This window comes from Faecalibacillus intestinalis (assembly GCF_003024685.1).
Classification (GTDB): Bacteria; Bacillota_I; Bacilli_A; order Erysipelotrichales; family Coprobacillaceae; genus Faecalibacillus; species Faecalibacillus intestinalis.
Genome location: NZ_PYLQ01000003.1, coordinates 196163 through 209761, shown reverse-complemented (window position 1 = coordinate 209761; position 13599 = coordinate 196163). Strand labels below are relative to the sequence as shown.

General features: G+C 31.0%; 13 protein-coding genes. All 13 read right to left on the bottom strand.

Annotation, left to right across the window (positions count from 1 at the left end; genetic code table 11):
- On the bottom strand, positions 1-666 hold a 666-nt coding region (locus C7U54_RS04095), incomplete at its 3' end, for a family 4 glycosyl hydrolase (protein WP_455737472.1).
- Between the two features lie 98 nt (positions 667-764).
- A complete protein-coding gene (locus C7U54_RS04090) occupies positions 765-1427 on the bottom strand; it encodes an adenylate kinase (protein ID WP_107029409.1) in 663 nt (220 codons plus the stop codon).
- A gap of 123 nt (positions 1428-1550) precedes the next feature.
- Positions 1551-3497, bottom strand: a complete 1947-nt coding sequence (locus C7U54_RS04085; protein ID WP_107029408.1) for a HAMP domain-containing sensor histidine kinase — start codon at positions 3495-3497, stop codon at positions 1551-1553.
- Positions 3494-4162 carry a response regulator transcription factor gene (locus C7U54_RS04080; protein ID WP_022002504.1) on the bottom strand — a complete coding sequence of 223 codons (669 nt, stop codon included), beginning with the start codon at positions 4160-4162 and terminating at the stop codon, positions 3494-3496. Before C7U54_RS04080 ends, C7U54_RS04085 begins: the two co-directional genes overlap by 4 nt.
- A 66-nt stretch (positions 4163-4228) precedes the next feature.
- Positions 4229-4654 (bottom strand): GNAT family N-acetyltransferase, encoded by a 426-nt coding sequence (locus C7U54_RS04075; protein WP_107029407.1) that lies wholly within the window; start codon positions 4652-4654, stop codon positions 4229-4231.
- A complete protein-coding gene (locus C7U54_RS04070; RefSeq protein WP_107029406.1) occupies positions 4647-5240 on the bottom strand; it encodes a nucleotidyltransferase family protein in 594 nt (197 codons plus the stop codon). The genes C7U54_RS04075 and C7U54_RS04070 overlap by 8 nt, the downstream gene beginning before the upstream one ends.
- Positions 5240-7522: a xanthine dehydrogenase family protein molybdopterin-binding subunit gene (locus C7U54_RS04065; protein WP_107029405.1), complete on the bottom strand. Its 2283-nt coding sequence runs from the start codon at positions 7520-7522 to the stop codon at positions 5240-5242. The genes C7U54_RS04070 and C7U54_RS04065 overlap by 1 nt, the downstream gene beginning before the upstream one ends.
- Positions 7522-7989, bottom strand: coding sequence for a (2Fe-2S)-binding protein (locus tag C7U54_RS04060; protein ID WP_107029404.1), 468 nt, complete (start codon positions 7987-7989; stop codon positions 7522-7524). The genes C7U54_RS04065 and C7U54_RS04060 overlap by 1 nt, the downstream gene beginning before the upstream one ends.
- Positions 7979-8776, bottom strand: coding sequence for an FAD binding domain-containing protein (locus C7U54_RS04055; RefSeq protein WP_107029403.1), 798 nt, complete (start codon positions 8774-8776; stop codon positions 7979-7981). The genes C7U54_RS04060 and C7U54_RS04055 overlap by 11 nt, the downstream gene beginning before the upstream one ends.
- Positions 8777-8789: 13 nt before the next feature.
- Positions 8790-10184 carry a uracil-xanthine permease family protein gene (locus tag C7U54_RS04050; protein ID WP_107029402.1) on the bottom strand — a complete coding sequence of 465 codons (1395 nt, stop codon included), beginning with the start codon at positions 10182-10184 and terminating at the stop codon, positions 8790-8792.
- A gap of 113 nt (positions 10185-10297) precedes the next feature.
- Positions 10298-11683, bottom strand: a complete 1386-nt coding sequence (yqeC, locus tag C7U54_RS04045; protein ID WP_107029401.1) for a selenium cofactor biosynthesis protein YqeC — start codon at positions 11681-11683, stop codon at positions 10298-10300.
- Entirely contained in the window at positions 11673-12797 is a 1125-nt protein-coding gene (locus C7U54_RS04040; RefSeq protein WP_107029400.1) for an aminotransferase class V-fold PLP-dependent enzyme, read from the bottom strand. Before C7U54_RS04040 ends, yqeC begins: the two co-directional genes overlap by 11 nt.
- Positions 12784-13593 (bottom strand): selenium-dependent molybdenum cofactor biosynthesis protein YqeB, encoded by an 810-nt coding sequence (gene yqeB, locus C7U54_RS04035; protein WP_107029399.1) that lies wholly within the window; start codon positions 13591-13593, stop codon positions 12784-12786. The genes C7U54_RS04040 and yqeB overlap by 14 nt, the downstream gene beginning before the upstream one ends.
- Between the last annotated feature and the right edge of the window lie 6 nt (positions 13594-13599).

Genomic DNA, 13599 nt, shown 5'->3' with positions numbered 1-13599 from the left:
AATGATATCTTTAGTCACTTCTTTACCATTTTCATCATAAACTTTATGCCAATGGAAATGGTTTAATCCAGCAAATTTATAAGTTAATTGATCTAATGTTTTACCAATTGTTTTTGGTTCATCAAGCATTGCTCCAACAGGAACATTACATAAACCAATGACTTTATCCCATTTACCAAATCTCATAACTGCTTCTGTAACCATTCCTGATGGATTTGTAAAGTTAACAAGCCAAGCATCTGGGCATAATTCTTTCATATCTTCAACGATTGATAAAATAACTGGAATCGTTCTTAAAGCTTTAAACATACCTCCAGCACCATTTGTTTCTTGACCTAACATACCATAGCTAAATGGAATTCTTTCGTCTTTAATACGAGCATTTAATAAACCAACTCTAAATTGAGTTGTAACGAAATCTGCATCTTTTAATGCTTCTCGACGATCTAATGTTAGATGAACTTTAACATCATAAGGAGAAGCATCCCACATACGTTGTGCCATTTTACCAACGATTTCTAATTTTTCTTTCCCATCTTCAATATCGACAAGCCAAATTTCCTTGATTGGAAGTTCATCATATCTTTTAATAAATCCTTCCATTAACTCTGGTGTATAACTACTTCCTCCACCAATTGTTACAATTTTTACGGGTTTTTTACTCATTTTTATATCCTCCATTTTTTGATATATTCATTATAACATAGAGGTCTATACAAGAAAGCTTATTTCATTTTATGAAAAAAAAATAGAAGCGTGAGCTTCTATTTTAAATTATCTAATACTTTATAGATTTCTTCAGCAACTTCATCCATTGATTGATTCCCGTCAACATTAGTAAGTTCACCTAACATTGTGTAGTAATCAATTAAAGGTTTTGTTTGTTTATTGTAAGTATCAATACGTACTTGAACTGCTTCTTCACTTTCGTCAGAACGTTGTGTTAATTCTCCACCGCATGCGTCACAAACACCTTCTTTTTTAGGTGGATTGTAAACGATATGATATGATTTACCACAATCAGCACAAGTTCTTCTTCCTGATAAACGTTTAACTAATACATCTTCAGGAATATCTAAGTTGATTACAGCATCAATTTTAAAATTGAACATTGAACAAATATCAGCTAATTTTCTAGCTTGAATGATTGTTCTTGGGAAACCATCTAAGATGAAACCATTTTTAAATTCTTCAGTGTTAATATTTTCTTCTAAATATTCTTGAATCATTTGAATTGTAAAATCATCTGGTACTAAATAACCAAAAGAAATAAAATATTTAGCAATAACACCAAATTTTGTTTCTTCTTTAATTGCTTTTCTAAATAAATCCCCTGTAGAAATTTGTTTTAAACCATATTTTTCCACCAATTTAGCAGCTTGAGTTCCTTTACCAGCACCTGGTGGACCCATTAAAATTATATTCATTACTATCTCTCCTTTAAGCAATGACTATTATATGCTTTTTTTTCATTAAATGGAACTAATTTATGAAAAAAAGAAGACTTTTTTAACGATTCTATAACTCTTTTAAAAAGAAAGGGTTTTCATTTATTTTTTCCATCTAAAATAAAACTCTACACCGCCTTGTAAATTATAAACTCCATAACTCATTTCATGAAGTTCTAAAATATTTCTAACGATTGCAAGACCTAAACCTGTCCCTTTTTGATCATCACTGACAAAAGATTCCCAAATAGTGTCTATTCTATTTTCATCAATTTGTTTTCCCTTATTTTCAATCGAAAATTCATTTTCTTTGATTTTAATTTTGATCTTACTATTAATAAATGCATGTTTGATTGCATTTGATAAATAATTTTGAATAACCATTTCTATTCGTTTTCTATCACCTACAATTAAAACACCTTCTCCTTGTATTTCTATCTTTAATTTTTTATCCATTAATAATTGTTCATAATCATCAATAATATCTTCACTTAGCTCTCTTAAATCAATTTCTTTTTTATCTAAAGTAATCGCCTTTGCTTCAAGTTTTGATAAATCTAACATTTGTAATACTAAATCATTAATAACAGCAATTTCTTTATTGATAACCTCTATATACTTATCTTTTTTATCTATATTCTCGACATTTTCTAATAAATCAATATTTCCATTAATAATAGCAAGAGGTGTTTTAATCTCATGAGTAAATTGAGCAATAAATTCTTTCTTTAATTGTTCCATCTTCTTCACTTGATCTATTTCTAAATTCAATGCATCTATATTTCTTTTCAAGTTAGAAGACATTGTATTAATATGACTTGAAAGACTTGATAACTCATCACTCCCTTTTGTATCTAAAATGCCTTCAAAATTATTATTTGTGATTTCCATTGCAACACGATCAATTTCTTTAATACGTTTTGTTGTCATATAAGAAATCAAATATGAAAATAAAACGATAAATAAGAAACCACCTAAAAGTAATGGAAAGTTATCTTTAAACAAATCATTTCTTAATTGATTTCTCCCTCCACTTTGAAAATCATAGAAAACTGCAATAAAAGCCTCTGGTGTATGTTCTTGCCCCTCAGTATAGCCTTGATATTTATATAAAGGCATAAGTAATACTTGATAAGAATAATCATCTAAAAGTTTAGTAAACGTTGCATACGTTAATGTTCCTTCTTTAATAGATGTGGCAATTTCATTTGTCATTTTTCTATTTTCTTTTGAAGTAATAGTATCTTTATCTAAAAATGAAGCAAGTCTTACATAAATATTAGAAAAATGATTATCGATAGCATCTTTTGTCAACTGGTTCATTTTCAATGTTGAAACTTTTTTTATGTCATTGACTACTTCTCCATGCCACGATAAATGATAATCTCCATCATCAACATATGCATATAACGTCGCACTAATTGAGTTTCCTTGCTTCATTCCAAAAATATCCGTATTATAATGAATAAAGCTTGGTGTGACTTTAAAATAGCGGCTCTTGGCATTATACATTAATGTCGATGTTTTTTTAAAATTTTGTAATTCTTCTATTTGACCTTCAAAACTTAAATTAATATCATCATAACCTTTTTCATCAACATCTTTTATTGTGTCTTTTAAGAGTTTATATTGTTTATCTGATAATTCTGATAAGTCAATATAGTAATTTATATCATAATAATCGTTTGAATTATCACCTTCTGAACATAAATCAGAGGTAATAAGTAATCGATCTTTTTTATTATATCCGTATTGATTGATAAGTTTTCCTTTAGCATCTAAAAGACAGATTTCAGTCATATTATCTTTAGGTAAATTACTTAATTCTTTTTTTATTTTTTCTAAATCTAATTCTACTTGATGAGGTCCTCTACTATCTATAGTATTGCAAAAATTAATATAATCATCTGAAGCCGTGTAATCAGTATTGTAAACCAGTTCATTAAAACTTTGATCATATTTAGTCTTTACAATATATCCAAATACCACCATAAAAGAAATAAACAAACAAATAAACACCTTAAACTGAATGCTTCTTATTCTTTTCATAATTCTTCTCCTTTCCACACATATCCAGTTTTAACAATAGTTTGAATATAATAAGAATATTTTCCCAATCGTTTCCTTAAACGTTTGATATACGTATCTACTGCTCGTCCATCACCATAATAATCATAGCCCCATAAAGCATCTAAAATTTTTTCTCTTGATAAAACAATTCCCTGATTTTCCATTAAGTATCGAAGAAGTTTAAATTCTTTATCTGTTAAAGCAATATTATTTTCTTCAATCACTAAAATATGTTTATCTAAATCCAAAATCACTTTTCCTGATTGAAGTTGATTCGTTTTAATTTTTTTATTTCTTTTTAAAAGCGCTAAACATTTAGCATATAACAAAGAAGGTTTAAATGGTTTAGTAATATAATCATCTGCCCCATATTCATAAGCCTTTAATTGGTTTTCATCTTCTGATAAAGCACTTATAAAAACGATGAGCGTATTATATTGACTTCTAATTTGTTTACAAACTTCATAGCCATCAATTCCTGGCATCATGATGTCAAGTAAAATGATATCGATTGTATCATCTAATATTGCTAATCCTTCATAACCATTTTGAGCTTCTATAACTTCTATTTCTTTATGATCAAAATACTCTTTAACAAAGTCTCTTACTTCTTTATGATCTTCAATCATCAACGCTTTATACATTACTACCACCTCTTTAACTTTATTGTAGCATGATAATGTGTAAAAGATGTGAAAAAAAGATGACAGTTAGTCATCTAGTGCTTTCGTATAATTATAATGTAATTTTTCATAGCCTTGTCTTTCGTAAAAGCGATGCGCACCTTTACGATAAGTGGAAGTAGAAAGTTCAATTTGTTCAAGATTTTTATTCCTTGCAATTTCTTCAATTTTTTCAATCAATTGTTTACCAATTTTCAAATTTCTTTTTTCTGGAAAAACAACCAGTTCTACAATTTCACCTGTATCATGGTCATGATGTAAATAATGATGTATTTTAAAGCTTAGAAATCCTTCAATTTTTTTATCTCGATAAACTAAAAAAATAATATCTTCATCTTTTAAAGAATTTTCAAAAACACAATCAAAGTGTTCTTTATTAATTTCTTTATTTTCTAAAATACAAATCAAATTATAGATTTCTTCTTTATCTTCTGACTTAGCGTTTTCAATCATATTCCTCTTCCTTTATAAGTTTTTGTAAATCACTTTGATAATCAATATCATAAAGTTCTTTTTCATTTTCAATTATAAAATAAAAACATTCTTGAGGATATTTATTAACAATCGTTCGTCCTCCTTGATCTTCTTTTAAAGAATATAACTCATTGAAATAGTCTTTAGAAAAAATTACCGGATTTCCAACTCTATCTTTAAACATTAAAGAACATATAGAATAAGATGATTGATTAAATATATCAATCATCTTATTGAGTGTTTGATAAGAAAGATAAGGTTGATCTGCAACCATAAACATCATTTGATAGTCATCTTTTTGATTGATATGGTTTAAAGCAGCTTTAATAGAATAAGAAATTCCTCTTTCACTTAAAGGACTTTTATAGCTATAGATACATTCTTCTTGTATATCAATTGTATTAGAGACAATAATAATTTCTATATCATTACGATATTTTAATAATTGTTTCAAAGTATCAATTCCATAAAGATAAAGCTCTTTTCCTTTAAAAAGCGCATGTAACTTATCTTCCTTAAAACGACGACTATTTCCAGCCGCTAAATAAATAATATATGTTTTCATTACTCATCAATTGCCATTAAGATTTTTTCAGGAGTCATTGGAAGATCCTTTAGATATTTACCTGTTGCTCGATAGATAGCATTGGCAATTGCAGGAGATGGTGTATTAATAACAATTTCACCTATCGATTTTGCACCAAATGGACCAGTTGGTTCATAGCTACTTTCAAATTCAACTCTAATTTTTCCCATATCCAAACGTGTAGGAATTTTATATTGCATAAAAGAGTTTTCAGGAATAGCTCCACGTTTTGTATATTGAACATCTTCATAAAGAGCCATACCAATTCCTTGAACTAAGCCACCTTCTGTTTGAACACGTGCTAAATTTGTATTAATAACAGTACCGCAATCGACAACAGCAACATAATCAAGAATATCAACTTGTCCTGTTTCTTTATCAAGTTCAATTTCAACCATCCCTACCATATAAGGTGGTGGTGAAACTGGAGATGAATGTGTAACTGTAACTTGTGTTTCAATATTATTTCCACACATTGCTTTTAAAGCAATCTCCTTTAAAGTTAAAAGTTCGTTTGTCTTTAAATTTTTAACACCTTGTGAGGTGAATTCAACATCTTCTTTTTCACAATGGAATGTTTGTAAAGCAAGATCACATAAATTATTTTTTAATTTTTCACAAGCTTGCTCTACTGCCTTTCCTGTTACATAAGTTGTTGAAGAAGCATAAGAACCTGAATCATAAGGTGAAATATCTGTATCTGCCCCAAAGACAACAATATGATCAACATCACAGTCTAAACACTCAGCTGCCATTTGTGCAAGAATGGTGTCACAACCTGTTCCCATATCGGCTGCGCCTATATGAAGTGTATAATAACCATCGTCTTCAAGTTTTAATGTAGCAGAACCCACATCAACCCCTGAAATACCAGATCCTTGCATGGCCATGGCTACTCCAGCACTTCTAATTTTACCGTTTTCTAAGACGCGTACCTTTGATTTGTTTTCCCAATCAAAAAGTTTTTTAGCATGATCCATACATTTGTCTAGTGTACATGCTTGAGCAACCTCATTATAATAAGCCCCCATTGTTTGACCTTGTCTAACCATATTCTTTTCTCGAATAGCCACAGGATCAATACCTAAAATGCCTGCCATTTCGCTAACAATCGATTCTACCGCAAAAAGTCCTTGCGTAGCGCCATAGCCACGATAGGCACCAGCCGCTTGACAATTGGTATAAACAACATCATAAGAAAATTTAAAGGCTTCTAGATTATTTGTATAAAGTGGAATCGATTTATGTCCCGATAACCCTACTGTTGTTGGTCCATGTTCACCAAAAGCACCACTATTTGAAAGAGTATAAACGTCCATTGCTCGAATTGTTCCATCATTCATTGCTCCTAATTTAACAGTCACTTGCATTTCATGACGCGGTGTAGAAGCAATTTGTGATTCTTTACGACTATAAATCATTTTAGAAGGTTTCTTTGTCATCCATGTTACAAAAGCAGGATAAACTTCAGCTACAACAGTTTGTTTAGCCCCAAATCCTCCTCCAATTCTTGGTTTTTCAACACGAATTTTCGATTGAGGAATATCTAATGCGTTAGCAAGAATTCTTCGACAATGGAAAACAATTTGAGTGGAAGAAATAACATGAAGTCTTCCATAAGGATCAATTTCACAATACGTTCTAAAAGTTTCCATCATTGCTTGTTGGTTTGCTCTTGTATGATAGGTTCTTTCAATGACTTGATCACAAGAAGCAAACACTTTTTCTAAATCACCTTGACTTGAAGAATCTGTTGCCACAAGATTTCTTTGATTATCAGCGCCTACTGGACATAAAGCTTTCCAATTTTCTTCAGGATGAACTAAGATGCTATTATCTTTTGCTTTCGTAAAATCAAGAACAGGTGTTAAAACTTGATATTTTACTTTAATAATTTTTAAAGCACGATCAACAACCTTTTCATTAATACCAGCAACAATAGCAACAGCATCTCCTACAAAACGAACTCTTTGATCTAAAATTAAACGATCATAAGGACTTGGTTCTGGAGACGTTTGACCTGCCATGGTAAAACGTTTTTGAGGAACATCTTTATACGTATAAACAGCTTCAATACCTGGGATTTTTTGAGCTTTAGAAACATCAATTTCTTCAATCAAAGCATGAGCATGTGGTGATCTTAACACTTTAACAACTAAACAGTCTTGACTTGTTATGTCATCTACATAAACAGGTTTACCAAGCAAAAGATTCATCGCATCTTTTTTCATGACCGGTTTTTCAATATGTTTATAAGCCATTATTCATTCCCCTTTTCTTCAAGATAGTTTAGGTAATTTTTTATTCCTCTAAGTTGTCCTTCATAACCTGAACAACGACATAAATTTCCAGCTAAAAATTCTTTAATATCATCATCACTTGGATGAGGATTTTCTTTTAATAAAGCAAGTGTATTCATCATAAATCCAGGATTACAAAAACCACATTGTTCAGCTCCTTGACTAGCAATAAATGTTGCAAGTGGCTTTGCTTCTTCCTGCAATCCTTCTAAAGTAACTACTTTTGCACCATTTGCACGCATTGCAAGAACACTGCATGAAAGCACTGGTTTATCATTTAATAAAACCGTACATAATCCACAATTACTTGTATCACAACCACGTTTAACACTATAGCAACCATTTTTTCTCACAAAATCAATAAGTAATAAATCAGGTTCTATATCTTGTACAATTCTTTCTCCATTTAAAGTTAATTTAATTTCCATATACATCCTCCTTTAATTGAAGAAAAGCTCTTTTTATTAAAACTTTTGCAATCTTTTGACGATATTCTTTAGATGCTCTTGAGTTGCTTCCTAATTTTAATTCTGATAAAACACATTTTGTAAAATTTTGAATATTTTCTTCAGTAATACCTGTTTCAAAATAACTATTTCCATTAAATGCTACAGCATGTAAAGGTCTAGCTCCAATGATACATGTATAATGTTGATCAATACAACTTACAGCACAGGTTAAAACAGGAAAATCTGTTGAAATATTTCTTTGTGATAAATAAACCACATTTGTTGGTACTTTTTTAATAATAACTTTTGTAAGAATATCTTTTGTAAATTTCATATTTGCAAATTCTTTGATAGAAACCCGCCCAGTTGGATAAAATTCTACCTCACAATCAAGCGCCATAAAAAGTGTTAAAACATCAGAAAAACCAAACCTTCCGTAAATAGATCCACCAATTGTCGCTAAGTTTCTAAATTGAACACCGACAATATGACGTACGCTTTCTTTAATAGCTCCTTGTGTAAAATGGTTTAATTGTTCATTTGTTTCAAGCTCTCTTAAAGTAACCATCGCACCAATATGTATTTCATCATCTACTTCTTCAATTTGATCTAAATGTAAATCAGATAAATCAATAGCAAAATTAACATTTCTATTTTGCATTTTAAGCCATAACATACCACCTAAAACAACACTCAGCGGTTTTTTTGCATATTCATAAGCTTCCTCAATTGTTTGAGGTCGCACATAATTTCTAATCGATAACAAAGAAAGCCCTCCTTTATTGTTTTTCTTTTGGTAATAAAATATTTAAAATAATTGCTACAAAAGCAGCAGGTACAATTCCTGATTCTCCACAAATCATTTGAATAGCTTGTGGAAGTTGCACTAAAATTGCACTATTTGCACCTATACCATAACCTAATCCTAAAGCAACTGAGACAATTGTCATTGAACGAGCAGTAAGGGGTTCTTTGGTAATCAATTGAACACCAGACATAACAATCGATGAAAACATGATGACTGCTGCTCCACCTAATACTGATTGAGGCATAATTGAAACAAGTGCCGCCAATTTAGGAAATAACCCACAAATAATTAGGAAAATCGCACCACACGCTAAAGCAAAACGATTGACAATTTTAGTCATTGTTACTAACCCAACATTTTGTGAAAAAGATGTATTTGGTAAAACACCAAATAAAGCAGCAATAGATGAACCAATACCATCACAGATAACACCACCTGATAATTCTTGGTCTGTAGCTTCTCTTGACATTCCACCTTCCATAACACCAGAAATATCACCAACTGTTTCAACAGCTGTAACAACAAACATAATTAAAACTGGTAGGATTGCTCTTAAATCAAAAACCGGTTTTACTGGCATGAGTTTTGGTAAAGCAAACCATTTTGCTTGAGCCACCTTATCCCAATTTAAAACCCATGATTTAACAAACTCTGTTCCATCACTGGCAACACCTGTTGTTGAAATAAACAATGGTAAAATCATACATAAAACATAACCACAAACAATTCCAATTAAAACAGCCGAATTACTTAGCATTCCTTTTGTACCATGTTTAAAAGCTAAAATAACAACTAAAACAAATAAACCAATTAAAAGATTTTCTACAGATCCATAATCTTTAGCACTACTTCCTCCCCCGAAAGAAGCAACACCAACACCAATTAAAGATAAACCAATCGATAAAACAACTGTTCCTGTAACAACAGATGGAAAGAAACGACGTAATGGTTTTAAAAGAAAACCTAAAACCGTTTCAAATAAACCACCAATAATACTTGCTCCCATAATGGCACCATAACCTAAAACACCACCACCCATAACATGAGCTACACTTTGGAAAACGCCAATAAATCCTGAACTTGTTCCCATGATAATTGGGACTTTCCCACCAATAGGACCTATTGAAAATAATTGCACTAAAGTAACGACACCGGCAATAAGCATTGCATTTTGTAAAAGTGAAACTTGAATTGCAGCAAATACATCTGCATCATGCGTTGCAGCACAAGCTCCCGTAATAATAAGTACGGGTGTTAAGTTACCAACGAACATTGCTAGAACGTGTTGTAAACCTAAAATAATTGCCTGTTTTAAAGGAATTTTCCCTTCAAAATCATAAGGACTTGTATACTCTTTTTTCTCCATATTCTCTCCCTCATATTTAAATTAACCTTCTAAAAACAAGAAAATTGTAGCATAACTCTATTTTTTCATCAAGATAATACAAAAAAATAGATTTATAGACATAAAAAAAGCAGCTAATGCTGCTTTATAGGAAGAAATAACACATCATTACTTCCTCCACAAATCATTCCTAAATTAGCACTTTCGCTATTATTTAATTCATAATGTTTCATCATTACCTCATGACAATTCTTAGCATCTAAAATAGCTTGATATTCTTCTCTTCCCCCACCAATAGAACCAATAATTCCTTTTTCATTTATAAACATCATACTACCAACTGTACGTGGTGTTGATCCTTTTTTATCGATAATAATACATAAAACACCATCACCTTGTACTTCTAATAAGTCACTTGTCATGCTTGAATATTGATGTTCATTTTTAATAGCTATAATTTCAGACATGATACTGACAGCAATCTCTGCAGGAGTTATCGCTTTTATTGAAAGTCCAATAGGGGCATGTACTTTATCAAGTTCAACTTGTTGATACCCTTCTTCTAATAAAGCATCATAGGTTTGTCTAACTTTCTTCTTGCTTCCAATCATTCCTACATAAAGACTTTGTCGAAAAAGTGTCTTTTTTAAACACAAACGATCATCTTTATGTCCTCTTGTCACAATGACATAACATGTATTTGCTTCCTTAGGAAAATAGGAATCAGCTTTATCAAAAGAAACACAATGAATTTCATTTGCTTCTGGAAATAATTCTTTACATGCAAATTCTTTTCTTTCATCAATAACAATCGTATAGAAATCCAACATAGAAGCAAGTTTACTTACATATTGGCTCACATGTCCTGCACCCAAAATAACAAGTTTCGGTTGTGGCAAAAACCATTCTTCATTAATAAGTGTTACTTCCTTTTGATTTTCTAATAACGAAGCTAGTGCTTTTTCATAAAGTGAACTTGCTCCGTTTACTTGAATTTTAATAGGAACATTATATTTTTTAATTTTTTCTAAATAGATGTTGATAAGTTGTTGAATAAAAAGACTATCTACTCTTTGATTTCCATCAACTTTCATTTCTTGATAACCATGAACAACATCTTGAACAGGTTTCCCAAGTCCCTTTAAAGAAGTAATTAAAATAATTTCATTACTATCTTTGTCTACAACAGGTTCATTATTTCTTGGATATTTTAAAGGTAATCCATGAGAACCATCAGCTTCAATTAAAATTACATCTATTTCTTTTTTTAATCTTTCTAACACTTCATCATCTAAAGCTTTAATTTTTTGATTTTTGGCTTTACTACCTGCATGTACGTAACCATGCTTTTTAATTTCATTTATAATTTCTTCATAACTCGGATCGACTAGTGTATTTTCTTCAATTTTCATATGAGTAGAAGTTGTCATTAAAACAGTCTTACCTTCTTTTAAGTATTGATCTTTTAACTGTTTTATTTTTGTTGTCTTTCCACCTGAACCAATAACACTAATTATCATAATTACCCTCACTAATTTCTTTAATTGCTTTGATGAAAAATTGTATTTCTTCTTTTGTATTCATAAATGAAAGTGATACTCTTACGATTCCACTTTTCACTGTATTGAGATGTTGATGCATCAAAGGTGCACAATGAGTACCGCAACGAATTGCAATATCATATTTATTATTTAAAAGATCGGCCGCTTGAAAACTATCCATTCCTTGTATATTAAATGCAAGAATTGGTGTTCTTTCTTTAAAATCGCCATACAAAACAACTTGTGGAATATTTTTTAAACCATCATATAAAAGTTCAACTAATTCATTTGTGTATTTTGATTTTTCATCTTGATATTTCATTAAATAAAAAACACCTGCCTTTAAAGAAGCAATTCCTGTTATATTACGTGTCCCCGCTTCAACATGTTCAGGGTAGTAACCACTTTGAAAATGATTAAAAGAGTCCATTCCTGTTCCACCACTTATTAAAGGTTCTACTTCTATAGATTGAGCCAAACAAAAACCACCAACTCCACTATTTCCAAGCAACCCTTTATGACCACTAAAACATAAAATATCTAAATTCATCTTTTCCATATCAATGAGAAGATGTCCCGCACTTTGGGCAATATCACTCATCATTAAAATACCATGCTCGTGTGCTAACTTTCCAATTTCAGCAATTGGATAAATTTCACCCGTCACATTGGAACTATGTGTTACAATAATCATTTTTGTATTTTTTTGAAGATTTTTTTTAATACCCTCTACTGTAGGTGAGGTAATAGATAAGGTAATAATATTTGCTTTTTCTAATTGATAAAGCGGTCTTAAAACACTGTTATGTTCAGCGTAGGTCGTAATCACGTGATCACCTTTTTTGAGAATACCTTTAATACATGTATTGAGACTTTCTGTATTTCCACTATTTAAGACCACGCATCCATCTTGAGGTACATGAAAATATTCTTTAATAAGTTTGCGTGTTTGATAAATCAAACGACTCGCATTTAAACTTGTCGTACTGGTAGAACGATTCGCATTGGTACAATGATTCATACAATCAATTACTGCATCTTGAACTTCTTTAATTTTAGGAAAACTGGTTGCTGCTTGATCAAGATAAATCATTTCTATGTCCTTTTAAATAAAAGATAGCCTCAATGACTCCACCAGCAATGCAGCGTGCTTTATCAGAAATAGTAAAACAATTTTCATATTCATCTTCACGTGGATCAATATCTGCCATTTTAAAACCTTGAGTGACTACAAAACCTTCTTTAATTAAGCCACGAAGTAATCCATCCATTGTCGCATAAATCGGTGTTTGATCAACGTAAGCAATCACTTCACCTTTTTTAACAATATCCGTTAAATGCCTTACATATTTTACAGTTCCTGCATTAGGAGAATGGATAACACGTTCTTTTCCATAGCCTTTAATGACTCCTGGTACACCTGTATTTTTTAAAGCAGTTCCTTGATAAATCGTTCTTCCAAGTTTATGCCCTCGCATCGTTTCAATAACAACATCAACATCTTTACCTGCCATAAATCCCGGACCTAAAGCAATGGTAATTGGAGCCATCTCTTTTGTTGTTCCTAAATTCTTTTTGGCAAGAATGGCATCAACAACAACCTCTGGCTTGAAATAATCAATGGCTTTAGCCTCTGGATCAATCAATAACGTCACTTTATTTTCCGTTAAAAATTGTTTTGCTTCATTATAGTCATGTGCTAGATAACAAGTGACGTCTTCTACTTGTTTTTGCGTATCGTAAATAGCTTCACAAAAAGCAACATTTCTTCGGATGGCACTAGGTTTTTCAATTTCTAAAATCAAGACTTTAAATCCACATTTAAAAAGTTTATAAATGGTCCCTGTAGCAATATCGCCACCACCTCTTACAATAACTAAATCTTTCATTTATCT